The following is a 25,351-nucleotide window of genomic DNA, read 5'->3' as shown; positions in this document are numbered from 1 at the left end:
TTCGAATCATCCACAGAGAGTCTGCCCGCAAGACTATCTCGCCAGCCTGGAGTTTCGCCATGCGTGTGTTGCTGCTGACCACCGGACTCTTGTCCCTCGCCGGCTGCGCCGGACTGCCCGCCCCCGACCCGGCGCAAGCCTGGATCGACCTCACTCCGCCCCAGGACAGCCACTTGCAAGCTGTGGAGGTGGACGACAAAGCCAACCTCGACCCGCGCTATTTCCAGGTGCCGCCCGGCAGCCATGAACTGACCCTGCGCTACCGGTTCGCGGTGCTGCCGGGCAATATCGGCCCCGATGCCGAGCCGCTATGGCGCGATTGCCAGCTGAATGTGAAATTCACCGATTTCAGCGCCGGTCAGCGCTATCGCGTCCAGGCCGGCAACATCGGCTTCCATCCCTGGGCCAGGCTCTACGATGAGCAGCACACCCTGTTGGGCAAAGCCCAGCCGGCGGGCTGCCAGCGCAGTTGATCGGCGTTATGCTGAGGGCCTTTCGCTTATTCGGCCTCCGTCATGCGCCCACTTCTGCTGATCTTTGCCCTTGCCACCCTCAGTGCCTGCAGCACGCCCCTGCCCAGCGTCGATCCGCAACTGGCCTGGATCGATCTGGCTACGCCGACGCCGGGGGGCAAGCTGGTCATGGCCGAGCGCCTGGACAACCAGCGCCTGCAGGACGGTCGCTTCTTCCAGGTCAGCCCCGGCAGCCACGAGTTGATGGTGCGTTTCGACTTCGAAGTGTTCGGCGGCGGCATGGGCATGACCACCGATCCCCAGGAACGACTGTGCTACCTGAGCCTGCGCTACGACCATTTTGCAGCCGGCCAGCGCTATCGCCTGGAGGCGCGCAACCTGGCGTTCACCCCCAGCGCCCGGCTGTACAACGCCAGGCGCGAGATCGTCGCCGAGGAGCGCATGGTCAACTGCGTGCCCTGATGGGGCTCAGCGATCGTTCTTCTGATAGATGATCTTCTTCGTGCCGTTCTCACAGCTGCCGACCACCATGTTGTTGTCGTGGACCTCGTCATTGGTGACGATTTCCAGCGTGTAGGAGGCAACGCCCTGGGCCTGGATCTTGGCTTCGATCTCGGCCTTGAGTTCCTCGCAGGGCTTGGGGGCGGCGAAGGCCGATGTGACCAGCGCACAACAAACAACCGCCAAGGCAAAACGTTTCATGATCTCAAGCTCCCTTGCTACGGCGCGCACGAGCGTGCGCTGAAGCCGCAGTCGCGTATTCGACCACAGGTTCTTGTCCGCCGCACAGACGCATTCGCCGGCAAGCCGGCTCCTACAAACCGGTGCAGGAGCCGGCTTGCCGGCGCAACGATCAACCCAGCAGCGTCGCTTCCAGGCTGATCTTGGCGTTGAGCACCTTGGACACCGGGCAACCTTCCTTGGCCTTGTTGCTCAGCTCCTCGAACTGCTGCTGGCTGGCACCGGGGATCTTCGCCTTGAGGATCAAGTGCACCGCCGTGATGGCGAAGCCGCCATCCACCTGGTCCAGGGTCACTTCTGCCTGGGTGTCGATGCTGTCCGCCTTGAGCCCGGCATCACCGAGAATCATCGAAAACGCCATGGAGAAGCAGCCCGCATGGGCCGCGCCGATCAACTCTTCCGGATTGGTGCCCTTACCGCCTTCAAAACGCGCCTTGAAGCCATAGGGCGCCTCACGCAATACCCCGGTTTCGGTCGAGATCGAGCCGATGCCGGTTTTCAGATCACCTTCCCAATGAGCCGAGGCTTTCTTTTTGATACTCATCTCTTTCTCCTCAAGAACCGGTGCGAAGGGTCGCACCGCGCTTGTTTCTGTTGCCTAAGGGTTCTGAGGATAGATCCGACGGCAAAGTTCAGCCGGTGTGCACGACGTCTATTTACCCGACAAATTCACTCTGACTATTGAAACTCGGGTATATGCCCACATTGCATGAGTCTGACTTACAGATTTCGGCAGGTTTTGGCTCATGACAAAGGCCTGCACCCCTATGGAGAAGCAGGCCTATGAAACCGCTGTCCGCTGTTAAATTCTCGACCCTCGACCTGGTGCCCGTCCGTGAAGACGGCAGCCCGGCGCAATCCCTGCGCAATTCCCTGGACCTGGCGCAGCACGTGGAAAAGTTCGGCTACACCCGCTTCTGGGTCGCCGAACACCACAACATGGACGGAATCGCCAGCTCCGCCACCTCGGTGTTGCTGGGTTATCTGGCCGGCGGGACATCGAGCATTCGCGTCGGCTCCGGCGGGGTCATGCTGCCCAACCACGCACCGCTGGTGATCGCCGAACAGTTCGGCACCCTGGAAAGCCTGTATCCGGGACGCATTGACCTGGGCCTGGGCCGCGCCCCGGGCTCCGACCAGATGACCGCCCGCGCCCTGCGTCGGGAACGCTCCGGCAGCGCCGACGACTTCCCCGAGGACGTGGCGGAACTGATGGCCTACCTCGGCCCGCGGACTCCGGAACAACGGGTGATCGCGGTGCCGGGCACCGGCACCAACGTACCGGTGTGGCTGCTGGGCTCCAGCCTGTTCAGTGCGCAATTGGCAGGGGAACGGGGTTTGCCTTACGCCTTCGCCTCGCATTTCGCACCGCGCTACATGCATGAGGCGATTCGTGTCTATCGCAATCACTTCAAGCCTTCCGCGGTGCTCGACAAGCCTTACGTGATGCTGGGCGTGCCTCTGGTAGCCGCGGATACCGATGAACACGCGGATTACCTGGCCACCTCGGTGTACCAGCGGATTCTCGCCCTGATGCGCGGCCAGAGCCTGGTCCAGCGCAAGCCGGTCAACAGCATGGACGGTCTGTGGCTGCCCCATGAGAAGGAGGCGGTGTCGAGTTTCCTGGGGTTGGCGATGATCGGCAGCCCGGCGAAGATCCGCGCCAAGCTTGAGGTGCTGATCGAGCAGACCGGCGCCGACGAACTGATCTTTACCTGCGACCTGTACGAACACGCCGATCGCCTGCACTCCTATGAGTTGCTGGCCCAGGTGATGAAGGGCTAAGGCTGCTTTCGGGCACAAAAAAGCCGACGCTGATGCGTCGGCTTTTCAATGGGCTTCTACAAAGGCTCAACCGCGCTTGTAGACAATCTCCTTGGTGCCGGCTTCGCAGGAGCCAACCACTTTGCCGTCAGCCGCCGCGCCTTTGTCAACCACTTCCAGCGAATAATGGGTGGCGCCATTGGCATCGATCTTCGCGGCGATCTCGCTTTTCAGCTCTTCGCACGGCTTGCCGGCGGCAAGGGCTGTTCCCGCAAGACTCAACAAAGCAGCAGCTAATACTAGTTTTTTCATCGGTCACATTCCCTGGTCGGATCAAAAGAGGCGGCGTTGAAGCCAGCCTGACAGAGGCTCAAGACAGTTGTAGCGCTTTGCCACTTCCTATGGCACTCGGCCAGCGCACAAGTTCCTGAGCCTAGCCCAAGCGTTCAACTATTGGCAATCCGGAAACCTACCTTGAGGGTGACCTGGAAATGCGCCGCTTTACCGTCCTTGATATGACCCCGGGTTTCGGTCACTTCGAACCACTCCAGGTGCTTGATGCTCTTGTGCGCCTCGGCCAGCGCGTTGTTGATTGCCTCTTCGATGCTGTTCGGCGACGAACCCACCAATTCGACTTTCTTGTAGGTGTGATGATCAGTCATGGCGCTCTCCTTTTTAGCTGTGAAATACAGCCTAGCAGTGATTTTTCTTATTACTTGGGGCGCCAATGCCAAAGGGTAAGTTCAGATTTTCTGCACTTTCCCAACAGGCCGCAGTCGGAACCTACACAGCCTATTCATCACCCTGCAGGAGAGCCGACATGGCCAACACCTCGTTACGCAAAGCCTCACTGGAAAGTATGGAAGCCGAGATCGAAAGCCTGCTCAAACCCCTGGAAAGCCTCAAGGACGATGCGACTGACGAATCGCGCAAGACCCTCAAGGCCCTCAAGGGCAACGCCGAGAGCGCGCTGAAGCACTCGCGCAGCCTGCTCAGCGATGCCTATGAAGAAGTCAAAGTGAAAACCCGTGAGACCGGGATCGCCACCCGCGACTACGCCCAGGAACATCCCTGGACCACTGCGGGTGTGGCGGTGGGTGCCATTGGCTTGCTGGCCGCCTACCTGCTGTGCAAGCGCGGCAACTAAAGCGCCTGGCGCAGTTCGTTTTTCAACCACTGCGCCAATTGCCGGGCGCGCCCATCGGCGGCGCGCTTGGGTAACCACAGCGCCAGTTGCCCCGGGGTGTCGGAAAACCCCCACGGGGCAACCAGCCTGCCCGCCAGCAAGTCTTCAGCCACCAGCGGCTCTGGAGCGATTGCCACGCCCAGCCCGGCCACTGCCGCTTCCAGCAAGTAATACAAGTGCTCGAAACCCTGCCCGTACTTCAGCCCCTCGGCGCTGATGCCGTTGTGCCGTGCCCAACTGGGCCAGGCCTGGGGGCGCGAGGTGGTGTGCAGCAACGATTCTGCCGCCAGGGCCGCCGCCGGCGCTTCGCGCAAGCGCGAGTAACCGGCATAGCGCGGGCTGAGCACCGGCCCGATACGTTCGCTGGCCAGCTCATAGACCTGCATGTCCGCCGGCCAGGGGGGCTCGGCAAACACCAGCAAGGCATCCAGCCCCGGGCGCCGGGGGTCCAGGTCGCCTTCACCGGCGGAAAGGTGCAGGCGCAGGTCCGGCAAATCGGCGTTCAGGCGCCCCAGGCGCGGAATCAGCCAGCGCGCCAGCAGGCTGCCGGAGCAGCCGAGCACGAAGGGCGCATCGGCACTGCCCCGGGTCAATTCGCCACAGACGTCCCGCAGACGCTCGAAGGCCTCGCTGCTGGCGTCCCGCAGGCGAACCCCGGCATCTGTGAGTTTAATGCCACGGCCATCCTTGACGAAAAGGCTCAGGCCCAGGTGCTCTTCCAGCACCTTCAACTGCCGGCTGACCGCGCCGTGGGTCACGTGCAGTTGTTCGGCAGCCTGGCTGACGCTGTTGAACCGGGCAGTGGCTTCGAAGGCTCGCAGAGCATTCAGGGGGGGCAGGTCGCGGCTCATGGAATAGGTGAGTTTTCCTGACAGGTTGCGGCGATCTTATCGGTTTTCAGGGTCCAGTGTCAGGGGTAGAGTGGGCTCCATTGTCCTTCCACGAATCTGTCATTCCACCCACTTCCCCGGGAGCGCTCCAATGACCCAGTCCCAATTGCGTAATGGTCCTGACGACAACGGCCTGTTTGGCGCGTTCGGCGGCCGTTATGTGGCAGAAACCCTGATGCCGCTGATCCTCGACCTGGCCCGTGAATACGAAAAGGCCAAGGAAGATCCCGAATTTCTCAAGGAGCTGGCCTACTTCCAGCGCGACTACGTCGGCCGTCCAAGCCCGCTGTACTTCGCCGAACGCCTGACCGAACACTGCGGCGGCGCCAAGATCTACCTCAAGCGCGAAGAGCTGAACCACACCGGCGCGCACAAGATCAACAACTGCATCGGCCAGATCCTCCTGGCCCGGCGCATGGGCAAGAAACGCATCATCGCCGAGACCGGCGCCGGCATGCACGGCGTGGCCACCGCCACCGTGGCCGCGCGTTTTGGCCTGGATTGCGTGATCTACATGGGCACCACCGACATCGAGCGCCAGCAGGCCAACGTGTTCCGCATGAAGCTGCTGGGCGCCGAAGTGATCCCGGTCGTGGCCGGCACCGGCACCCTGAAAGACGCGATGAACGAAGCCCTGCGTGACTGGGTGACCAACGTCGACAGCACCTTCTACCTGATCGGCACCGTGGCCGGCCCGCACCCGTACCCGGCCATGGTCCGCGACTTCCAGGCCGTGATCGGCAAGGAAACCCGCGAGCAGATGCAAGCCCAGGAAGGCCGCCTGCCGGACAGCCTGGTAGCGTGCATCGGCGGCGGCTCCAACGCCATGGGCCTGTTCCACCCGTTCCTCGACGACAAAAGCGTGCAGATCATTGGCGTTGAAGCCGCCGGCTACGGCATCGAGACCGGCAAGCACGCCGCCAGCCTGAACGGCGGCGTACCGGGCGTGCTGCACGGCAACCGCACCTTCCTGCTGCAGGACGACGACGGCCAGATCATCGACGCCCACTCGATTTCCGCCGGCCTCGACTACCCCGGCATCGGCCCGGAACACGCCTGGTTGCACGACATCGGCCGCGTCGAATACACCTCGGTGACCGACGACGAAGCCCTGGCCGCATTCCACCAGTGCTGCCGCCTGGAGGGCATCATCCCGGCCCTGGAAAGCGCCCACGCCCTGGCCGAAGTCTTCAAGCGCGCGCCAACCCTGCCCAAGGATCATCTGATGGTGGTCAACCTCTCGGGCCGTGGCGACAAAGACATGCAGACCGTCATGCACCACATGCAACAGTCCCAGCAGGAGAAACACTGATGAGCCGCCTGCAAACCCGTTTTGCCGAGCTGAAACAACAGAACCGCGCCGCCCTGGTGACCTTCGTCACCGCCGGCGACCCGAACTACGACACTTCCCTGGCGATCCTCAAGGGCCTGCCCGCGGCGGGTGCCGACGTGATCGAACTGGGCATGCCCTTCACCGATCCGATGGCCGACGGCCCGGCGATCCAACTGGCCAACATCCGCGCCCTGGGGGCCAAGCAAAACCTGGCGAAAACCCTGCAGATGGTCCGCGAGTTCCGCGAAGGCAACAGCGACACGCCGCTGGTGCTGATGGGCTACTTCAATCCGATCCACCACTACGGCGTGCCGCGCTTCATCGCCGACGCCAAGGCAGCCGGTGTGGATGGCCTGATCGTGGTGGACATGCCGCCGGAACATAACAGCGAGCTGTGCGACCCGGCCCAGGCCGCCGGTATCGACTTCATCCGCCTGACCACCCCGACCACCGACGACGCGCGCCTGCCGAAGGTGCTCGACGGCAGCTCAGGCTTTGTCTACTACGTCTCGGTGGCCGGGGTGACCGGGGCCGGCGCCGCCACCCTGGAACATGTGGAAGAGGCCGTGGCCCGCCTGCGTCGCCACACCGACCTGCCCATCAGCATCGGTTTCGGCATCCGCACCCCGGAGCAGGCCGCCGCCATCGCCCGTCTGGCAGACGGCGTGGTCGTGGGCTCGGCGCTGATCGACCACATCGCCAATGCCGAGTCTTCCGAGCAGGCGGTGGATGGCGTCCTGAGCCTGTGCGCGGCCCTTTCCGAAGGGGTACGTAAGGCCCGCGTCAGCTGAGGGTAAAGTTCCTGATACAGAGGAATTAGCGCCTCGAGACACAGACTAAACAGCAAGATCCGGGGGTTCGTGATCCAGGTTACGAACCCTTTTTTGCTGTGTGTGCCCCGAGGAATACCTGATGAAAACGCCCAAACGTCTGATGGCCGGTGCGGTCCTGCTGATGCTCAGCGCCAGCCCCTTGCTGCAGGTCATGGCCGACGAGCGCGGTGGTGACCGCGGCGGCCCGCAACAGGGGCATTGGGACAACCGCGGCAATGTACATCGCGGCCCGGGGGACGACCACCGTGGCGGCCCGCCCCGGGATTTCGGCCCGGTGCGCCAGACCATCCGTGACAACCACGGCTACTTCGTACGCGGTGCGCCACCGCCACCGGGGATACGCCTGGTCCGCGGGCAGCCATTGCCACGCGGCTACTACGGCGAACGCCTGGACCCCCGTGCCTTGTCACGCCTGCCGGTGTACCACGGCTATGAATGGCGCCGCATGGGCGGGGATATCGTCCTGATCGCTGTAGGCACCGGCATCGTCTACGAGATCCTCGACGGCGTGCTCTACTGAAGCCTCGCGGGGCCCGGGGGCCCTTCAAGCCCCACCGGCACCGACACCGCGTGGAAAAATTCTTGAGCATGACCTTGACTTAACTTGGTAACCAAGTAGATTTTCCACCCATGAACACTCTCGACGACACTCCGCCCCCAACTGCCGAACACGCCAGCGATGCCGCACTGCAAGGCCTGTTCGTGGAAATCTTCGACGGCCTGTTGGCCCCGGGCGAAGCCCTGCCTGCCGAACGCCTGTTGGCCGAGCGCTACGGGGTTTCGCGGATCACCGTGCGCCAGGCGGTGCACAAGCTCAAGGACCTGGGCCTGGTGGAGGTCCGCCAGGGCGGCGCGAGCAAAGTTTGCGATCCGACCAAGGCCGACGCCCGGGTATTGGAACTGCTGCTGCGTCATGCCGACAAGCTGCAATCGGACGCCGCCCGCGGCCTGCTGCAGGATCTGGCCGAATATCAGGAGCTGTATGCCACCGGGCTGCTGGAGGCCGCCGCGCGCCATGCCAGCGACCAGCAGCGCCAACGCCTGCTGCAGTTGGTGGAAGCCTATCCCGATGACCTGGACCCGCAACAGGCTGAACAATTGAGCCAGCGCTTCTGGCAGGCCGTTACCGCAGCCGGGAAGAATCGCATCCTGCAAATGGAAATGGCCCTCTGGCAACGCTGGAGCGACAAGGCCCAACCGGAGGAAGGCGAGCCCCAGACCGTGCGCTGGTTCTACCTGACCCTGGCCAGGCAGTTGTCGAGCCGGCAGGACCCCTTGCCCTATTACCTGGCTTCGGTACGCACTTCCCGAGGCTGAACCCTTGACCCCCGACCGCTGAATGCGGTCTTTTTTTGTTCGTATCAACTTGGTTACCAAGCGGAGGCAGCATGCGCTATCAACTGATGAATCCTGTGGGTTTTCCTCGGCCGCTGCTGGCTGACCATCACGACCAGCCTGGCGCTGCCGGTGTCCTGGGCGGCCCATGGCTGGCGGAAGTCGACGTGGCCGTGGTCGGCGCCGGCCTGTCCGGACTGGTGGCCGCCCGAGCCTTGCAGGACGCGGGCCTGCGGGTGCTGGTCCTGGAGGCCCGCGACCGGGTTGGCGGGCGTACCTGGAACCAGGCCCTCGGCGACAACCTGTGGGTGGATGGCGGCGGCCAGTGGATAGGCGGCAGCCAATGCCGGGTGCTGGAGCTGGCCCGGAAGTTGGATATCCCGCTGCTGGAGCAATACGACGAAGGCGATCCGGTGGTCCTGGGCGACGGCCCGCGGGACGACGCCCAAGCACGGCGCGAGCGTCAGGACGTGCAACGACGCCTGGAAGCCATGGCGGCCCACGTGCCCGGCAGCGCGCCCTGGCTGGCGCCCCACGCCGTGGCGCTGGATGCCCTGAGCGTCGAAGCTTGGATGGACCGCGAAGGCTTGAGCGAAGCCGCACGGGAAGCCGTCGCCCGCACCATCGGCACCACCCTGAGCACCGAGCCGGGGAACGTCTCGTTGCTCTGGCTGCTGTTCTACCTGGCCTCTGCCGGCGGCTTCGAAGCCCTGGACGAACAGGCCCAGCAATATCGGTTGCAGGGCGGTGCCCAGGCGCTGTCCCTGCGCCTGGCCGAGCAGTTGGACGGCCGTCTGCGGCTGGATTGCCCGGTACAGCGCATCGTCACCCGCGATGACCAGTCGCAGCTCCTGTGCTGCAGCCAGGGCCTGATCCATGCCCGCCGCGTCATAGTGGCGATGATGCCGGCCGATATCCGCCAGATCGAGTTCTCGCCGCCGCTGCCGGCGGGGCGCCAGGCGCTGCAGGAAAACTGGAGCGGCTACAGCGGCATGAAAGTGCACCTGCACTATTCACGGCCGTTCTGGCGCGACGCTGGCCTCAGCGGCGCCAGCAGCAATGACCGGGGCCTGGTCCAGGTGACCTTCGACAGCACTTGTGATCCGGCCCGGGGCGGGGTGCTGCTGGCGTTCATCGACCCGCAGGTTCTGCGGGACCAGCCGCAGCAACGCCGCGCCCGGGTACTGGAAGAGCTGGTGGCCCTGTTTGGCGAGACGGCGCGGCAGCCGCTGGGTTATGTCGAGCAGGACTGGTCGCGCGACCCCTGGAGTGCCGGCTGCGTCACCGCCCTCAAGCCGCAAGTGCTCAGCCGCTATGGCCAGCACCTGCGGCCCGCCGTGGGGAGCCTGCACTGGGCTGGCTGTGAAACGTCCGAAGTTTGGTGCGGCTACCTCGAGGGTGCGGTGCGTGCCGGTGAGCGGGCCGCCGAGGAGGTGCTGCAAGCCCTGGGCTGAAGCCTAGAGCTGGTAGTCCACAGGTCCGTCGCTGAGATCCGAGAGATCCAGCGGCCGGGTCGCCCCCATCCATATCGGGTAATCGCGATGATCGCGCAGGTCGCTGCCGGTGATCGGGTGGACCAGCACCACCAGGCCCTGGCGATTGAGCATCAGCCAGGGCAGCAGCTCGGCGAACAGCGCCGGCTTGAACGCCAGCTGGCAACTCCAGTCCGGATGCGGCCCCACCGGCCGCTCGTGAACCCGGCCCATTTTCAGCGGGAACAATTGTGCCGCCTGCTCGCACAAGGCCCGGGCCTGATCGATGGTACTGGCGTCGAAATAGACATGGGCGTGATAGCCCTTGATCCGTTGCATGTCGAAATCCTCATGAAATTGTCCTGGCCCAGGCCGGCGGCGCAGTGGCCGTACCAGCCGCTGTGCATGCGCCATGGTGCCATGAGTCAGGCTGCTGGCGGCCCCTACGGTTCGGCTTGCAGGGTCGCCACCACCTCCAGCGCCCAGTGCATTGCATCGCCCACGCCCTGTTCAAGATCCTGGTGCCGGGCTGGCCGGGCCCTCCTCAAGCGGTTTAAAGGCGCCGCCTACAGGGCAATGGACGGCAACGTCAGCCCCTTGAGGGACTGGGCGCTGCCGGCCTGCTCGTTCATCAGCCAGTCGACGAAACGCTGGATCAACGGGCCACGGCGCTTACGCTGGGGCAGCACCACGTAGTAGCCGTAGCGGGAGATCAGGGTCTCGGCGATGGGCCGACACAGCAGACCCTGCTCCAGCAGGTTGTCCACCAGGTGACGCCAGCCGATGGCCACGCCCTGGCCGCCGATGGCCGCCTGGATCAGCAGGGTGTAGTTGTCGAAACGCAATTGCCCGGGGGCCGGGGCGCTGGCCAGGCCCAGCTCGCGAAACACCCCGCTCCAGTCGAACCAGTGGCTGCTGTTCTCGCCCCGCAGGTGCAGCAGTGGCAACTCCGGCAGGCAATGCACAGACAAGGGCGCGGCGCGCTCCTTGAGCAGCAGCGGGCTGCACACCGGAAACACTTCCTCGCTGAACAGCCAGCGACTTTCGCCGTGCTTGAAACGCCCATCGCCGAACAGCACCGCCACGTCGATATCGCTGCGCAGCATGCTGTGGCTGCGTTCACTGGTCACCAGGCTGACGTCCACCTGGGGGTTGGCCTGATGAAAGCGATGCAGGCGCGGCATCAGCCAATAGGCAGCGAAGGCGAAGTCCGTGGCCACCTGCAGCACCTCGTGCTGATGCTGCTGGCTGAGGGCACTGAGGCCGGCATCGATGCTCTGCAAGCCGACCTGCACCTGTTCCAGTAGCAAGGCGCCGGATTCGGTCAGTTCGATACCGCGGTAGATCCGGTCGAACAGGCGCACGTTCAACCGCTCCTCCAACCGTTTGATCTGCTGGCTGATGGCCGGCTGGGTCGTACCCAGTTCCACCGCTGCAGCGGTGAAGCTGCGCAAACGGGCCGCTGCTTCAAACACCCGGAGCAGGTCCAGGGACAAGTCGCCAAGGGCTTCATACATAAGCTGTGCTTATCCTAGTCATTGCCGTGCATGGGCTTTACCGCCAAAGACATGGAATCCATGCTCAATCGCAGCACTTTCGCATAACCATCGACTATGGAATGCCGCGAATCCATGAAGCGCAAGAACATTCTTTTCATCATGGCCGACCAGATGGCCGCGCCCTTGCTGCCGTTCTACGGTTCATCGCCGATCAAGCTGCCGCACCTCAGCCGTCTGGCTGCCCAGGGCGTGGTATTCGATGCCGCCTACTGCAACAGCCCCCTGTGCGCACCGTCGCGCTTTACCCTGGTCAGCGGGCAGTTGCCGAGCAGGATCGGCGCCTATGACAACGCTGCGGACTTTCCCGCCGACGTGCCCACCTACGCCCACTACCTGCGGCGCCTGGGCTACCGCACCGCGCTGTCGGGCAAGATGCACTTCTGCGGCCCGGATCAGTTGCACGGTTATGAAGAGCGCCTGACCACCGATATCTACCCCGCCGACTACGGCTGGGCAGTGAACTGGGATGAGCCCCAAGTGCGTCCCAGCTGGTACCACAACATGTCCTCGGTGCTGCAGGCCGGGCCCTGCGTGCGCACCAACCAGCTGGATTTCGATGAAGAGGTGGTGTTCAAGGCCCAGCAGTACCTGTTCGACCATGTCCGCGAGGACGGCGACCAGCCGTTCTGCCTGACGGTGTCCATGACCCACCCCCACGATCCCTACACCATTCCCAAGGCCTTCTGGGACCTGTACCGCGACGACGAGATCCCACTGCCCCAGACCCCACCGCAAAGCGAACTGGACCCTCATTCCCAGCGCCTGCTCAAGGTCTACGACCTGTGGGACAAGCCCCTGCCTGTGGATAAGATCCGCGACGCGCGGCGGGCCTACTTCGGCGCCTGCAGCTACATCGACAGCAACGTCGGCAAACTGCTGCAGACCCTTGAAGACACCGGGTTGGCGGACGACACCCTGATCGTGTTTTCCGGCGACCACGGCGACATGCTCGGGGAGCGCGGCCTCTGGTACAAAATGCACTGGTTCGAAATGGCCGCCCGGGTGCCGCTGTTGATCTGCGCACCGGGGCAGTTCGCCGCCGGGCGAGTCAGCGCGGCAGTCTCCACCGCCGACCTGCTGCCGACCCTGGTGGAACTGGCCGGCGGCCGGGTGGAGGCGGACCTGCCCCTGGACGGCCGCTCGCTGGTTCCCCATCTGCTGGGGCAGGGCGGCCACGATGAGGTGTTCGGCGAATACATGGCCGAAGGCACCATCAGCCCGCTGATGATGATTCGTCGGGGCGCCTACAAATTCATCTACAGCGAAGACGACCCCTGCCTACTCTTCGATGTAGCCAACGACACCCAGGAACACCGCGACCTCAGCCAGTCGGCCGAGCATCGAGCACTGTTCAGCGCTTTCCTCGCCGAAGCCCGGGCCAAGTGGGACATCCCGACCCTTCACCAACAGGTCCTGGCCAGCCAGCGCCGTCGCCGCCTGGTGGCCGACGCCCTGGGCCGGGGCACGCGCAAGAGCTGGGATCACCAGCCGCTGGTAGACGCCAGTGCGCAATACATGCGCAACCACATCGACCTCGACGATCTGGAGCGCAAGGCTCGTTATCCACAACCCTGCCAAAACCAATAATCCAAGGGGAAGAGCATGCAAAAGTTATCCACAGCGCTGGCAGTCGGGTTCCTGGCCCTGGGCAGCACAACCGTCTGGGCCGACTCGTGCGAAACCGTGAAGATGGCCGATCCGGGCTGGAGCGATATCGCCGCCACCAACGCCATCGCCAGCTTTCTGCTGGACGGCATGGGCTACAAGGCCAAGATCGACACCCTGGCGGTGCCGATCACTTACGGCGGCCTCAAGGACGGCCAGGTGGATGTGTTCCTGGGCAACTGGATGCCGGCGCAGCAGGGCTTCTACGACAAGTTCGTGGCCAATGGCGAGGTGATCCAGCTGGCGAAGAACCTGGAAGGCACCGAGTTCACCCTGGCGGTTCCGGACTACGTGTGGGACGCCGGGGTGCATGACTTTGCCGACCTGAGCAAGTTCGCCGACCAGTTTGACAAGAAGATCTACGGCATCGGCTCCGGTGCTCCGGCGAACCTGTCGCTGCAGGAGATCATCAAGAACAACGAGTTCAGCCTCGGCCAGTGGAAGCTGATCGAATCCAGCGAGCAGGCGATGCTCGCCGAAGTGTCCCGGGCCACGAAAAAACAGCGCTTCGTGACCTTCCTCGGCTGGACCCCGCACCCGATGAACGTGCAGCTGAAAATGCATTACCTGACCGGGGGCGAGAAGTACTTCGGCGCCAGCGGCAGCGTCTACACCCTGACCCGCAAGGGTTATGCACAGGCCTGCCCGAACGTCGGCAAGCTCCTGGCCAATCTGCGGTTCACCCAGGACATGGAGAACGCCATCATGGCCGAGGTGGTGAACAAGAAGGTCAGCAACGCCGACGCCGCCAAGGCCTGGATCAAGGCCAATCCGGCGGTGCTGGAGCAATGGCTGGAAGGGGTCCGGACCATCGATGACAAAGAGGCCCTGGCGGCGGTGAAGGGCAAGTTGTAGCCCGAGGTGCACCGGCCATTCGCCGGCAAGCCGGCTCCTACGGGATGAGGGGCCGGCCTCGCCACATGCCCAAGGCCGGACAATGCTTTACCCTGGCCCCCCTGAATCTAACCACCCGCGAGTAACCATGGCCTGGCCCAACTGCCATTCACTCCTGCCTTTTCTGAGCTGGCTGCCACGGCAGACCCGGGCCAGCGTTGGCCGGGATCTGCTGGTGGGCCTGAGCGGCGCGATTCTCGCCCTGCCGCAATCCATCGCCTATGCCCTGATCGCCGGCCTGCCGCCGGAGTACGGGCTGTACGCGGCCATAGTCCCGGTATTGATCGCCTGCCTCTGGGGCTCGTCCTGGCACCTGATCTGCGGGCCCACGGCAGCGATCTCCATTGTTCTGTATGCCAGCGTCAGCCCTCTGGCGGTGCCGGCATCCGAGGACTACATCACCCTGATCCTGCTGCTGACCCTGCTGGCCGGGGTCTTCCAGTGGCTGCTGGGAATGTTGCGTTTCGGCGCCCTGGTGAACTTTGTCTCGCACTCGGTGGTGCTGGGTTTCACCCTCGGTGCGGCAGCGGTAATCGCCCTGGGGCAATTGCCCAACCTCCTGGGCCTGGACCTGCCGAACCAGGCCACCGCCCTCAATAGCCTGACCTCGCTGCTGGAACACCTGGACGCTGTGGACAAACCTTCGCTGTTGCTGGGGCTGGGCACGCTGATCGTCGGCCTCGGCCTGAAGCTGCTGGCGCCACGCTGGCCCAGCCTGTTGCTCAGCCTGGTCCTCAGTGCACTGGTGGTCTGGCTGCTGCCGGGGGTGTTCGGCCACGTCAAGCTGGTCAGCGCCTTCGTGGGTCGGCTACCGCCCTTGAGCCCGTTGCCACTGGACCTGGATCTGGTCCTGCGGCTGCTGCCCAGTGCCGTGGCGGTGGGGATGCTGGGGCTGGTGACCAGCCTGTCGATTGCCCGCTCACTGTCGGCACGCTCGGAACAACTGCTGGACGCCAACCAGGAAGTCCGCGCCCAGGGCTTGTCGAACATGGTGGGGGCGTTTTTCTCCGGCTACCTGTCCTCCGGTTCCTTCACCCGCTCGGGCTTGAGTTATGAAGCCGGTGCCCGCTCACCCCTGGCCGGGGTGTTCTCGGCGCTGTGGGTGGCGCTGTTCGCGGTGGCCGGCGCCGGGCTGATCGCCCATATCCCGATTCCGGCCATGGCCGGGAGCATCCTGCTGATCTGCTGGGGCCTGGTGGATCATCGGGGCATTCGCGCGCTGTTCCGGGTCAGCCGCGCCGAATTCCTGGTGATGAGCCTGACCTGCATCGCCACCTTGCTCCTGGAGTTGCAGACGGCGATCTATGCCGGGGTCCTGGCGTCGCTGTTCTTCTACCTCAAGCGTACCTCCCAACCCCGGGTGCAACATTCCAGCGAGGGCGATGAAGACATCCTGCGGGTGGGCGGCTCGATCTTCTTTGGCGCCAGTCATTACCTGCAAGTGCGCATGCAACGCTGCCACGCACCGAAACTGGTGATCGACGCCCGGCAGATCAACTTCATCGACTACTCAGGGGTGGAAATGCTGCACCAAGAGGCGCGCCGGCTGAAACGCCAGGACCGCAGCCTGACCCTGCGCCGGGCGCGGCAAACGGTGAAAGAGGAATTGATCAAGCTCGAAGGACCGGAGCACTGCCCGATCCACTTCGAAGACTGAACCCGCAGGCGCCTTGCCCACCCCCGACGTAGGAGCCGGCTTGCCGGCGAAGAGGCCCTTGAGCCTGGCGCCAGCCGTGAAGCCGCCTTCGCTGGCAAGCCAGCGCCTACGGGGGTTTACTGCGCCAACTGGCGACGCAGTTCGGCCAGCACCGGGGCGCTGTCCGGGCGCACACCGCGCCACAGGTAGAAGGCTTCCGCCGCCTGTTCGGCCAGCATGCCCAAGCCATCCAGCACCAGCGCCGCGCCATGTTCACTGGCCCAACGGCAGAACGGCGTCGGCTCCTTGGCGTACATCATGTCGTAGCACACGGTCTTGCCTGGCTCGATCAGGCTGCTGGCAATGGGCGGCAAGTCCCCCGACAGGCTGGCGGAAGTGGCATTGATGATCAGGTCCACCGACTCCTCCAGCCAGTCGAAGCCGCTGGCCGACACCGGCCCCAAATCGGCGAACAGTTCGGCCAGCAACTCGGCTTTTTCCACGGTGCGATTGGCAATCACCACCGACGCCGGCCGCTGCGCCAACAGGGGCTCCAAGGCTCCACGCACCGCGCCACCGGCCCCCAGCAGAAGGATGCGCTTGCCCTTGAGGCTGACCCCGGCGTTCACCGTCAGGTCGCGCACCAGTCCGGCGCCGTCGGTGTTGTCTCCCAGCAGAGTGCCGTCCGCTTGCTTGCTCAGGGTGTTCACCGCACCGGCCCGCTGGGCGCGCTCGGTCAGGCTGTCGCACAGGCGATAGGCGTCTTCCTTGAACGGTACCGTGACGTTGGCACCGCGGCCCTGGGCGAAGAAACCGCGAGCGGCGCCGGCGAAGTCGTCCAGAGGCGCCAGCAGGGTGTTGTATTCCAGTTGCTGGCCGGTCTGCTGGGCGAACAGCCGATGGATCAACGGTGATTTGCTGTGGCCGATCGGATTACCAAAGACAACGTACTGATCCATCTCTCATCCCATTTGCTCAACACACTGGCAGGAACCGCATCCGCCTTGAAGGCCTCTTCGCCGGCAAGCCGGCTCCTGCACAGTGGGTGCGGTTTAGTTGCTGGCCGCCAGCCAGTCGCGGTCTTGCAGGAAGTATTCGGTCAGGCGCGCTTCTTCACTGCCCGGCTCGGCCTTCCAGTCGTAGCCCCAGCGCACTTGCGGCGGCAGCGACATGAGGATCGATTCGGTGCGCCCACCCGATTGCAGGCCGAACAGGGTGCCACGGTCGTAGACCAGGTTGAACTCGACGTAGCGACCGCGACGGAACTCCTGGAACTCGCGCTGCTGCTCGGTGTAGGCGGCAGCCTTGCGGCGCTGGACGATGGGCAGATAGGCCTCGATGTAGGCATCGCCGATGGCGCGCATGAAGGCGAAGCTGGTGTCGAAGTCCCATTCGTTGAGGTCGTCGAAGAACAGGCCGCCGATGCCCCGCGGTTCGTTGCGGTGCTTGATGTGGAAATAGCTGTCGCACCAGGCCTTGTAGCGTGGATAGACGTCGGCGCCGAACGGCGCACAGGCGCGCTCGGCAACCCGGTGCCAGTGCACGCAGTCATCGATGTTGCCGTAGTAGGGGGTCAGGTCGAAACCGCCACCGAACCACCAGACCGGCTCTTCACCTTCCTTCTCGGCGATGAAGAAACGCACGTTGGCGTGGGACGTCGGCACATGGGGGTTGTGGGGGTGGATCACCAGGGACACGCCCAGGGCCTCGAACCCCCGGCCGGCCAGTTCCGGACGGTGGGCACTGGCCGAAGGTGGCAGGCCGCTGCCGAATACATGGGAAAAGTTGACCCCGCCCTTTTCGATCACTGCACCGTCGCCGATCACCCGGGTGCGTCCGCCACCGCCGGCAGGGCGGGTCCAGGCGTCCTCGATAAAGCGTGCGCCGCCGTCTTCAGTTTCCAGTGCAGCGCAAATGCGGTCTTGCAGGTCGAGCAGGTAGGCTTTTACGGCCTCGGTGCGGGTAGTCATGGCATCACCTTGAATCGGGCAAAGCTACGCGGCGCTAGGGATGGAGCAGGGGACGCGCGCAAATGGGCGCGTAGCATAACACCGCGTCGGGGCGCTCCGCAGTTGACGAAGGTCAAGCACAGGAGTCCGATAGAGCACTTTCACGACACGACCGAGGAGAGAGTGCAGATGGCCAAACGTATCCAGTTCCGCGCCCATGGCGGCCCCGAAGTACTCGAGTATGTGGATTACCAGCCCGGCGAACCTGGACCACAGCAGGTTCGCGTCAGCAACAAGGCCATCGGCCTGAACTTCATCGATACCTATTTCCGTAGCGGCCTGTATGCCCCGCCGGCGCTGCCGTCCGGCCTGGGCGCCGAAGGAGCCGGGGTGGTGGAGGCGGTGGGCAGCGCGGTGACACGCTTCAAGGTGGGTGATCGCGTGGCCTATGGCAGCGGCCCACTGGGCGCCTACAGCGATGTGCATGTACTGCCGGAAGCCAATCTGGTGCATCTGCCGGCGGCCATCAGCTTCGAGCAAGCCGCCGGGGTGATGCTCAAGGGCCTGACCGTGCAGTACCTGCTGCGTCAGACCTATGAACTCAAGGGTGGCGAAACCGTACTGTTCCACGCCGCAGCGGGGGGCGTCGGTTCCCTGGCCTGCCAGTGGGCCAAGGCCCTTGGGGTAAAACTGATCGGTACCGTCAGCTCGCCGCAAAAGGCCGCCATCGCCAAAGCCCTCGGCGCCTGGGAAACCATCGACTACAGCCATGAAGACGTAGCCAGGCGCGTGCTGGAACTGACCGATGGCAAGAAGTGCCCGGTGGTTTACGACGGTGTCGGCAAAGACACCTGGCTGACCTCCCTGGATTGCCTGGCACCGCGCGGGCTGATGGTCAGCTTCGGCAATGCCTCGGGAGCGGTGGACGGGGTGAACCTGGGGATTCTCTCGGCCAAGGGCTCGCTGTACGTGACTCGGCCGACCCTGGCCAGCTACGCCAACAATGCCGAAAATCTGCAGCTCATGGCCGACGATCTGTTCGGCATGATTGCCAGCGGCAAGCTGAAGATCGAGATTGGCCAGCGCTTCGCTCTGGCGGACGCGGCCAAGGCCCATATCGAGTTGTCGGCACGGCGTACTACCGGCTCGACCGTGCTGTTGCCTTAAACGCTTTCGCCGGCAAGCCGGCTCCTACGGATCATCGTGGGAGACGGCTGCCGACGAAGCGGTTCAGGAAGGTCGCACCACCTTGCCGGTGGCCAGATCCCGAATCAGGCTCGGGTTCTTGCGCCCGCCCAGGCTGCCACTGAGCACCAGGTCCAACTGCCCACGGAAGTACTGCTCGATACGAAGCCGCGTACGCGCCGCCGGCCGTCCCTGGGGATTGGCCGAAGTGGAAATCAACGGCCCCACCAAGGCGCACAGCTCACGTACCAGCGGATGGTCGCTGACCCGCAGCGCTACCGTGTCATGGACCCCGGTCACCCACTCCGGCAGCAGGTTCTGATGGGGCACCAGCCAGGTATTGGGCCCCGGCCAGGTGCTGGCCATGCGCTCGATCCAGGTATCCGGGAAGTCCTCGAAGAGGAAATCGAACTGGTGGATGTTGTCGGCGATCAGGATCAGGCCCTTGTCCACCGACCGTGACTTGATTGCCAGCAGGCGATCCACCGCCTCTTCATTCCACGGATCGCACCCCAAGCCCCAGACCGCTTCGGTTGGATAGGCAATCACCGCCCCTGCGCGAATCTCTCGTGCGGCTTGCTGCACACGCCAACTGCTGACCATTGCCGAATCTCCAGATAAAAGCTGTGCGCAGTTTACCGATCCTGCCTATAAAACCTAGCTCAGACGCGCAAACCAGCGGCCGTTTTCATTGACTGCCCGAGCCTCGATTTCCAGCTCGGTCAGCGCCGCCAGCACCCGGGGCAGGGACCAGCCGCTGGCAAGCGCCAGGGCCTCGCTGCTGTGGGGGGCCGCCTGGAGCAGGGCCAGCAGCGGGTGCTCACTGACCTCCACCGGCGCTGCAGCGGGCGGCGGCAGGTGTTGCCAGCCTCGCAGGGTTTCCAGGATGTGCTGCACGCTTTCCACCAGCACCGCGCCGTCACGGATCAGTTGGTGACAGCCTCGGGCACCGGGGTGATGAATCGAACCGGGGATCGCGTACACCTCGCGGCCCTGCTCGGCCGCCAGGCGGGCGGTGATCAGCGAGCCACTGGCGACACTGGCTTCCACCACCAGTACCCCCAGGGACAGGCCACTGATGATCCGATTGCGCCTGGGGAAGTGTTCCGGACGTGGGCCGGTGTCCAGGGGGAACTCGGAAATCACTGCGCTGCCCTGGTCGATCATCGCTCTGGCGAGGGCCCGATGCCGCTGTGGATAACAATTTTCCAGGCCCGTGCCCAACACGCCCACGGTACGCCCCCCAACGTCCAGGGCCGCCTGGTGCGCAGCGCCATCGATTCCCAGGGCCAGGCCGCTGGTGATCACGAATCCAGCTGCGGCCAGACTCCGGGAAAACGCTGCGGCCGTGTCCAGCCCCGGACGCGAAGCCCGACGGCTGCCCACCAGCGCCAGCTGCGGCCGTTGAAGAATCGACGGATCGCCGGCCACGAACAACAGCGGTGGCGCATCCTCCAGTTGCGCCAGCAGCGGGGGATAGTCGGGCTGGTCCCACATCAGCAAATGCTGGGCCTGGTTGTCTATCCAGGCCAGTGCGCGGCGGGCGCCCTCCCGAACTTCGACGCTGCGCCGGGCGTCGGTACAGGCCATTGGCAGATCCAGGGAGTGCCAGGCGCGGGCCGGAGCACTGAGAGCCTTGGAGGCTGAACCGAAGGCCTGGAGCAAACGCTGAAAACGCATGGCTCCCAGAGCAGGCAGGCCATGCAAACGTAAACGGGCTTCCAGTTCCGCGGGGGAAATGGCAGCACTGATCGAGTGCGACATGGATCATCCTTGATCGTCATAGGTCCGGCGAGAGCCGGAACAAGCTGTGGATAAGTCTGTTGGTAACTTGTTGAGGAAAGGTTTCCTGCTGCACCAGGAGCGCGAGCTATCGACCTCGGCCATGCTCTGCCCGGCACCCCGTGCAGCCAACCGCAAGCACGCCAATCAGGCCTGACGAAGCCGCTTGCAGGTCCGACCGATGGCGGTCCAGCCCAATAGCAGCAGGGTGAACAGACATTTCCTCAGGGGCTGAATCCCTTTATTATGTGCGTTCGCGTAAAACGCCAGAGCCTGCACGGCTCGCTCCTTTGCAGAGCACGTTTTGCATCGGCGGCCCAGGTCCAGGACCTGCCAGGACGCCGACTCCGCCCTTACTTCACACGTGTAGCAATTACGCTTATGGCCATTTTAAACATCCTCGAATTCCCCGATTCGCGCCTGCGCACTATCGCCAAACCAGTGGCCGTAGTGGACGACGAAGTGCGTCAGTTGGTCGATGACATGTTTGAAACAATGTATGAGGCCCCAGGCATTGGTCTGGCGGCGACCCAGGTCAACGTGCACAAACGCGTCGTGGTCATGGACCTGTCCGAAGATCGCAGCGAGCCCCGGGTATTCATCAACCCCGAGTTCGAAGCCCTGACCGACGAGATGGACCAGTACCAGGAAGGCTGCCTTTCGGTACCGGGTTTCTACGAGAACGTCGACCGTCCGCAGCGCGTCAAGATCAAGGCCCTGGACCGCGACGGCCAGCCCTATGAGCTGATCGCCGAAGGTTTGCTGGCGGTGTGCATCCAGCACGAATGCGACCACCTGAACGGCAAGCTGTTCGTCGACTACCTGTCCACGCTCAAGCGTGACCGGATCAAGAAGAAGCTGGAAAAGCAGCATCGCCAGCAGGCTTGATGACCGTCTTGCAAAGGCTTGCTACGGCAAGCCTTTTTCTTTTCCGCATGTTTAACATCGAGAATTCCCATGACTGAGCCACTGCGCATCGTCTTTGCCGGCACCCCCGAATTCGCCGCCGAACACCTCAAGGCCCTGCTCGACAGCCCTTACCAGATCGTTGCGGTCTACACCCAGCCGGACCGTCCGGCGGGGCGCGGGCAGAAGCTGATGCCAAGCCCGGTCAAACAGCTGGCCCTGGAGCACCAGATCCCGGTGCTGCAACCGCCCACCCTGCGCAATGCCGAGGCCCAGGCCGAACTGGCGGCGCTCAAGCCGGACCTGATGGTGGTGGTGGCCTACGGCCTGATCCTGCCTCAAGTGGTGCTGGATATTCCGCGTCTTGGCTGCATCAACAGCCACGCTTCCCTGCTACCGCGCTGGCGCGGTGCGGCGCCGATCCAGCGCGCCGTAGAAGCCGGTGACGACACCAGCGGTGTGACCGTGATGCGCATGGAAGCCGGCCTGGACACCGGACCGATGCTGCTCAAGGTCAGCACCCCGATCAGCGCCCAGGACACCGGCGGCAGCCTGCACGACCGTCTGGCCGAATTGGGCCCGCCCGCGGTGCTGCAAGCCATCGAAGGCCTGGCCGCCGGCACCCTGGAAGGCGAAGTCCAGGACGACAGCCTGGCCACCTACGCCCACAAATTGAACAAGGACGAAGCGCGCATCGACTGGAACCGTCCGGCCGTGGAGCTGGAGCGTCTGGTCCGGGCCTTCAATCCCTGGCCGATCTGCCACAGCACGCTCAATGGCGAAGCCCTGAAGGTCCTGGCCGCCACTCTGAGCCAAGGCACAGGCGCCCCGGGAGAGATCCTCGGCGCCAGCAAAGACGGCCTGATCGTCGCCTGCGGTGAACAGGCGCTGTGCCTGACCCGTCTGCAACTGCCCGGGGGCAAGGCGCTGAACTTCAGCGACCTGTTCAACAGCCGCCGCGAGAAATTCGCCATCGGCACCGTCCTCGGCCAGACGGCGGACGCCCAATGAACCCGCGTCTGGCCGCCGCCAAGGCACTGACCGCGGTCCTCAACGGCAAGGCCTCGCTCAACAGCTCGCTGCCGATCCAGCTGGACAAGGTCGAGGTCCGTGATCGCGGCTTCACCCAGGACCTGGCGTTCGGCACCGCGCGCTGGCAGCCGCGGCTGTCGGCGCTGGCGGCCAAGCTGCTGCAGAAGCCGTTCAAGGCCACCGATGCCGATGTCGAGGCGCTGCTGCTGGTGGGGCTCTATCAGTTGCTCTACACCCGGGTGCCGGCCCACGCCGCCATCGGCGAAACCGTGGGCTGCGCCGACAAGTTGAAAAAACCCTGGGCCAAGGCCCTGCTCAACGCCGTGCTGCGCCGTGCCCAGCGTGAAAGCGAGGCCCTGTTGGCCGAGCTGGAACATGATCCAGTGGTGCGCACCGCCCACCCACGCTGGCTGCAGAAATCCCTCAAGGCCTTCTGGCCCGAGCAATGGGAAGCCATCTGCGCCGCCAACAACGCTCACCCGCCGATGATCCTGCGGGTCAATCGTCGTCATCACTCCCGGGATGCCTACCTGAAGCTGTTGAGCGAAGCGGGGGTTGCGGCCAAGGCCTGCGTCTACAGCCAGGACGGCATCGTCCTCGACGAAGCCGGTGATGTGCGCAGCCTGCCGGGCTTTGCCGAAGGCTGGGTCAGCGTCCAGGACGAAGCCGCGCAACTGGCAGCCGATCTGCTGGAGCTGGCCCCAGGGCAACGGGTGCTGGATGCCTGCTGCGCACCGGGCGGCAAGACCTGCCACATCCTTGAAGTGCAGCCGGAGCTGGCCGGCGTGGTGGCGGTGGACCTGGAAGCCAAGCGTCTGGTGCGGGTGCGGGAAAACCTCGACCGCCTGGGGCTCGATGCCCAACTGATCGCCGCCGACGGCCGCGATACTCAGGCCTGGTGGGACGGCAAGCCGTTCCAGCGCATCCTGCTGGACGCTCCCTGCTCGGCCACCGGGGTGATTCGTCGCCATCCGGATATCAAGCTGACTCGCCAAGCCGAAGACATCGCCGCCCTGGCGCAATTGCAAGGCGAACTGCTGGACGCCATGTGGCAGACCCTGGAAGTGGGCGGCATCCTGCTCTACGCCACCTGCTCGACCCTGCCCACCGAGAACACCGAAGTGATCGAGGCCTTCCTGGCCCGCACCCCGGGTGCTCGTGAATTGGACATCGGCGGCCAACTGGGGCAGCCTGCGGCCGGCCTCAAGCAGCCCCACGGACGCCAGTTGCTGGCGCAAGCGGGCGGCCACGACGGCTTCTACTACGCCAAGCTGATCAAGATCGCCGCAGCTCGCGGCTAAACGGTTTTAAGGGAGTGACTGGATGAAGATCATCATCCTCGGCGCCGGGCAAGTGGGCGGCACGCTGGCGGAACACCTGGCCAGCGAAGCCAATGACATCACCGTGGTGGACACCGACGGCGAACGCCTGCGCGACCTTGGCGATCGCCTGGACATCCGCACCGTGCAGGGCCGCGCCTCATTCCCGACGGTGCTGCGCCAGGCCGGCGCCGACGACGCCGACATGCTGGTGGCGGTGACCAACAGCGACGAAACCAACATGGTCGCCTGCCAGGTTGCCCATACCCTGTTCCACACCCCGACCAAGATCGCCCGGGTGCGCGAGGCCGCCTACCTGACCCGCGCCGGGCTGTTCGACAACGACGCCATCCCGGTGGACGTGCTGATCAGCCCCGAACAGGTGGTGACCAACTACATCAAGCGCCTGATCGAGCACCCCGGCGCCTTGCAAGTGATCGACTTCGCCGAGGGCAAGGCGCAACTGGTGGCGGTCAAGGCCTACTACGGCGGCCCGCTGGTGGGCCAGCAACTGCGCCAGTTGCGCGAGCACATGCCCAATGTCGATACCCGAGTGGCGGCGATCTTCCGTCGCGACCGGCCGATCATGCCCAAGGGCGATACGGTGATCGAGGCCGATGACGAGGTGTTCTTCATCGCCGCCAAGGCCCACATCCGCGCGGTGATGAGCGAGATGCGCCGCCTGGAAGAGTCCTACAAGCGCATCGTCATCGCCGGGGGCGGGCAGATCGGCGAGCGCCTGGCCGAGGCCATCGAGAGCCGCTATCAGGTGAAGATCATCGAGATGAACCCGGCCCGCTGCCGCTACCTGTCCGACACCCTGGACAGCACCGTGGTGCTGCAGGGCAGCGCCTCGGACCGCGACCTGCTGCTGGAAGAGAACATCGCCGACGCCGACATCTTCCTGGCGCTGACCAACGATGACGAGGCCAACATCATGTCCTCGCTGCTGGCCAAGCGCCTGGGGGCGAAGAAGGTCATGACCATCATCAACAACCCGGCCTATGTCGACCTGATCCAGGGTGGCGATATCGACATTGCCATCAGCCCGCAGCTGGCCACCATCGGCACCCTGCTGGCCCACGTGCGCCGCGGCGATATCGTCAGCGTGCACTCCCTGCGCCGTGGCGCGGCGGAAGCCATCGAGGCCATCGCCCACGGCGACGCCAAGTCGAGCAAGGTGATCGGCCGCGCCATCGAGAACATCGGCCTGCCGCCGGGCACCACCATCGGCGCGATCATTCGCGATGAAGAAGTGCTGATCGCCCACGACGACACCGTGATCGAAGCCGGGGACCACGTGATCCTGTTCCTTGTGGATAAAAAGCACATTCGCGACGTGGAGAAACTGTTCCACGTCGGCCTGAGCTTCTTCTGACGCGCAGGAGCCGGCTTGC

29 protein-coding genes are annotated in these 25,351 nt (G+C 64.4%); 18 read left to right on the top strand and 11 right to left on the bottom strand.

Annotated features, from left to right (window positions below):
* Positions 1–59 precede the first annotated feature (59 nt).
* Together BLX41_RS03265 and BLX41_RS03260 are read left to right on the top strand one after the other, a co-directional pair.
* On the top strand, positions 60–473 hold the full coding sequence (locus BLX41_RS03265) for a PA0061/PA0062 family lipoprotein (RefSeq protein WP_123723745.1): 414 nt from the start codon (positions 60–62) through the stop codon (positions 471–473).
* A 42-nt stretch (positions 474–515) separates the two neighbouring features.
* The gene (locus BLX41_RS03260; protein ID WP_123723744.1) at positions 516–935 is read left to right on the top strand and encodes a PA0061/PA0062 family lipoprotein; all 420 of its coding nucleotides are present in this window, start codon (positions 516–518) and stop codon (positions 933–935) included.
* Positions 936–941: 6 nt separating this feature from the next.
* On the opposite strand, the gene BLX41_RS03255 is transcribed toward BLX41_RS03260, so the two are convergent.
* The gene (locus tag BLX41_RS03255) at positions 942–1,175 is read right to left on the bottom strand and encodes a DUF1161 domain-containing protein (RefSeq protein WP_123723743.1); all 234 of its coding nucleotides are present in this window, start codon (positions 1,173–1,175) and stop codon (positions 942–944) included.
* A 151-nt stretch (positions 1,176–1,326) separates the two neighbouring features.
* Positions 1,327–1,758: an OsmC family protein gene (locus BLX41_RS03250; RefSeq protein ID WP_123723742.1), complete on the bottom strand. Its 432-nt coding sequence runs from the start codon at positions 1,756–1,758 to the stop codon at positions 1,327–1,329.
* 239 nt (positions 1,759–1,997) lie between these two features.
* Here BLX41_RS03250 and BLX41_RS03245 point away from each other — a divergent pair, with 239 nt between their 5' ends.
* Positions 1,998–2,999 carry an LLM class flavin-dependent oxidoreductase gene (locus BLX41_RS03245; RefSeq protein WP_102862461.1) on the top strand — a complete coding sequence of 334 codons (1,002 nt, stop codon included), beginning with the start codon at positions 1,998–2,000 and terminating at the stop codon, positions 2,997–2,999.
* 66 nt (positions 3,000–3,065) lie between these two features.
* Here the strand turns inward: BLX41_RS03245 and BLX41_RS03240 are convergent, their stop codons facing one another.
* Both BLX41_RS03240 and BLX41_RS03235 read right to left on the bottom strand, forming a co-directional pair.
* A complete protein-coding gene (locus tag BLX41_RS03240; RefSeq protein ID WP_011058430.1) occupies positions 3,066–3,290 on the bottom strand; it encodes a DUF1161 domain-containing protein in 225 nt (74 codons plus the stop codon).
* A gap of 134 nt (positions 3,291–3,424) precedes the next feature.
* The gene (locus BLX41_RS03235) at positions 3,425–3,640 is read right to left on the bottom strand and encodes a dodecin (RefSeq protein ID WP_016965134.1); all 216 of its coding nucleotides are present in this window, start codon (positions 3,638–3,640) and stop codon (positions 3,425–3,427) included.
* A 158-nt stretch (positions 3,641–3,798) separates the two neighbouring features.
* Between BLX41_RS03235 and BLX41_RS03230 the strand changes: the two genes are divergently transcribed.
* On the top strand, positions 3,799–4,125 hold the full coding sequence (locus BLX41_RS03230; protein ID WP_123723741.1) for an ElaB/YgaM/YqjD family protein: 327 nt from the start codon (positions 3,799–3,801) through the stop codon (positions 4,123–4,125).
* Here BLX41_RS03230 and BLX41_RS03225 read toward each other — a convergent pair.
* Positions 4,122–5,015: a LysR family transcriptional regulator gene (locus tag BLX41_RS03225; protein ID WP_123723740.1), complete on the bottom strand. Its 894-nt coding sequence runs from the start codon at positions 5,013–5,015 to the stop codon at positions 4,122–4,124. The two genes, BLX41_RS03230 and BLX41_RS03225, sit on opposite strands and share 4 nt — an antisense overlap.
* Before the next feature lie 130 nt (positions 5,016–5,145).
* On the opposite strand from BLX41_RS03225, the gene trpB reads away from it, so the two are divergent.
* The 5 genes from trpB (at position 5,146) to BLX41_RS03200 (ending at position 10,009) form a co-directional block, all read left to right on the top strand.
* Positions 5,146–6,366 carry a tryptophan synthase subunit beta gene (gene trpB, locus BLX41_RS03220; protein WP_102862457.1) on the top strand — a complete coding sequence of 407 codons (1,221 nt, stop codon included), beginning with the start codon at positions 5,146–5,148 and terminating at the stop codon, positions 6,364–6,366.
* Complete coding sequence (gene trpA / locus BLX41_RS03215; RefSeq protein WP_123723739.1) at positions 6,366–7,178, top strand: tryptophan synthase subunit alpha; 813 nt, start codon at positions 6,366–6,368, stop codon at positions 7,176–7,178. The genes trpB and trpA overlap by 1 nt, the downstream gene beginning before the upstream one ends.
* 121 nt (positions 7,179–7,299) lie before the next feature.
* Positions 7,300–7,740 carry an anti-virulence regulator CigR family protein gene (locus BLX41_RS03210; RefSeq protein WP_123723738.1) on the top strand — a complete coding sequence of 147 codons (441 nt, stop codon included), beginning with the start codon at positions 7,300–7,302 and terminating at the stop codon, positions 7,738–7,740.
* 110 nt (positions 7,741–7,850) lie between these two features.
* Positions 7,851–8,537 (top strand): FadR/GntR family transcriptional regulator, encoded by a 687-nt coding sequence (locus tag BLX41_RS03205; RefSeq protein WP_123723737.1) that lies wholly within the window; start codon positions 7,851–7,853, stop codon positions 8,535–8,537.
* Between the two features lie 71 nt (positions 8,538–8,608).
* Positions 8,609–10,009: a flavin monoamine oxidase family protein gene (locus BLX41_RS03200; RefSeq protein WP_123723736.1), complete on the top strand. Its 1,401-nt coding sequence runs from the start codon at positions 8,609–8,611 to the stop codon at positions 10,007–10,009.
* A gap of 3 nt (positions 10,010–10,012) precedes the next feature.
* Here the strand turns inward: BLX41_RS03200 and BLX41_RS03195 are convergent, their stop codons facing one another.
* Together BLX41_RS03195 and BLX41_RS03190 are read right to left on the bottom strand one after the other, a co-directional pair.
* Positions 10,013–10,366, bottom strand: coding sequence for a DOPA 4,5-dioxygenase family protein (locus BLX41_RS03195; protein ID WP_123723735.1), 354 nt, complete (start codon positions 10,364–10,366; stop codon positions 10,013–10,015).
* Between the two features lie 227 nt (positions 10,367–10,593).
* A complete protein-coding gene (locus BLX41_RS03190) occupies positions 10,594–11,544 on the bottom strand; it encodes a choline sulfate utilization transcriptional regulator (RefSeq protein ID WP_123723734.1) in 951 nt (316 codons plus the stop codon).
* Between the two features lie 114 nt (positions 11,545–11,658).
* Here BLX41_RS03190 and betC point away from each other — a divergent pair, with 114 nt between their 5' ends.
* From betC to BLX41_RS03175, 3 genes are all read left to right on the top strand, one after another.
* Positions 11,659–13,173: a choline-sulfatase gene (gene betC / locus BLX41_RS03185; RefSeq protein WP_123723733.1), complete on the top strand. Its 1,515-nt coding sequence runs from the start codon at positions 11,659–11,661 to the stop codon at positions 13,171–13,173.
* A gap of 15 nt (positions 13,174–13,188) precedes the next feature.
* On the top strand, positions 13,189–14,106 hold the full coding sequence (choX, locus tag BLX41_RS03180) for a choline ABC transporter substrate-binding protein (protein WP_123723732.1): 918 nt from the start codon (positions 13,189–13,191) through the stop codon (positions 14,104–14,106).
* Between the two features lie 127 nt (positions 14,107–14,233).
* Positions 14,234–15,802 carry a SulP family inorganic anion transporter gene (locus tag BLX41_RS03175; RefSeq protein WP_123723731.1) on the top strand — a complete coding sequence of 523 codons (1,569 nt, stop codon included), beginning with the start codon at positions 14,234–14,236 and terminating at the stop codon, positions 15,800–15,802.
* Between the two features lie 116 nt (positions 15,803–15,918).
* Here the strand turns inward: BLX41_RS03175 and aroE are convergent, their stop codons facing one another.
* Complete coding sequence (gene aroE / locus BLX41_RS03170) at positions 15,919–16,740, bottom strand: shikimate dehydrogenase (RefSeq protein WP_123723730.1); 822 nt, start codon at positions 16,738–16,740, stop codon at positions 15,919–15,921.
* A gap of 93 nt (positions 16,741–16,833) precedes the next feature.
* Positions 16,834–17,751 carry an oxygen-dependent coproporphyrinogen oxidase gene (gene hemF, locus BLX41_RS03165; RefSeq protein ID WP_123723729.1) on the bottom strand — a complete coding sequence of 306 codons (918 nt, stop codon included), beginning with the start codon at positions 17,749–17,751 and terminating at the stop codon, positions 16,834–16,836.
* Between the two features lie 168 nt (positions 17,752–17,919).
* On the opposite strand from hemF, the gene BLX41_RS03160 reads away from it, so the two are divergent.
* On the top strand, positions 17,920–18,897 hold the full coding sequence (locus tag BLX41_RS03160; protein ID WP_123723728.1) for an NADPH:quinone reductase: 978 nt from the start codon (positions 17,920–17,922) through the stop codon (positions 18,895–18,897).
* 63 nt (positions 18,898–18,960) lie between these two features.
* Here BLX41_RS03160 and tsaC read toward each other — a convergent pair whose 3' ends face one another.
* Positions 18,961–19,518 carry an L-threonylcarbamoyladenylate synthase type 1 TsaC gene (tsaC, locus tag BLX41_RS03155; RefSeq protein WP_123723727.1) on the bottom strand — a complete coding sequence of 186 codons (558 nt, stop codon included), beginning with the start codon at positions 19,516–19,518 and terminating at the stop codon, positions 18,961–18,963.
* Positions 19,519–19,572: 54 nt separating this feature from the next.
* On the bottom strand, positions 19,573–20,679 hold the full coding sequence (gene dprA, locus BLX41_RS03150; RefSeq protein WP_123723726.1) for a DNA-processing protein DprA: 1,107 nt from the start codon (positions 20,677–20,679) through the stop codon (positions 19,573–19,575).
* Between the two features lie 46 nt (positions 20,680–20,725).
* Between dprA and BLX41_RS34305 the strand changes: the two genes are divergently transcribed.
* The 5 genes from BLX41_RS34305 (at position 20,726) to trkA (ending at position 25,332) form a co-directional block, all read left to right on the top strand.
* Positions 20,726–20,854: a hypothetical protein gene (locus BLX41_RS34305; protein WP_259744358.1), complete on the top strand. Its 129-nt coding sequence runs from the start codon at positions 20,726–20,728 to the stop codon at positions 20,852–20,854.
* A gap of 224 nt (positions 20,855–21,078) precedes the next feature.
* Positions 21,079–21,585 (top strand): peptide deformylase, encoded by a 507-nt coding sequence (gene def, locus BLX41_RS03145; protein WP_102862442.1) that lies wholly within the window; start codon positions 21,079–21,081, stop codon positions 21,583–21,585.
* 69 nt (positions 21,586–21,654) lie between these two features.
* Positions 21,655–22,614, top strand: a complete 960-nt coding sequence (fmt, locus tag BLX41_RS03140; RefSeq protein ID WP_123723725.1) for a methionyl-tRNA formyltransferase — start codon at positions 21,655–21,657, stop codon at positions 22,612–22,614.
* Positions 22,611–23,936: a 16S rRNA (cytosine(967)-C(5))-methyltransferase RsmB gene (gene rsmB / locus BLX41_RS03135; protein ID WP_123723724.1), complete on the top strand. Its 1,326-nt coding sequence runs from the start codon at positions 22,611–22,613 to the stop codon at positions 23,934–23,936. The genes fmt and rsmB overlap by 4 nt, the downstream gene beginning before the upstream one ends.
* A 22-nt stretch (positions 23,937–23,958) precedes the next feature.
* Positions 23,959–25,332, top strand: a complete 1,374-nt coding sequence (gene trkA / locus BLX41_RS03130) for a Trk system potassium transporter TrkA (protein ID WP_011058408.1) — start codon at positions 23,959–23,961, stop codon at positions 25,330–25,332.
* The last annotated feature ends 19 nt before the right edge of the window (positions 25,333–25,351 follow it).

The organism is Pseudomonas protegens, from assembly GCF_003732485.1.
Taxonomy (GTDB): Bacteria; Pseudomonadota; Gammaproteobacteria; order Pseudomonadales; family Pseudomonadaceae; genus Aquipseudomonas; species Aquipseudomonas protegens_B.
This window is presented reverse-complemented; position numbering and strand designations above follow the sequence as displayed.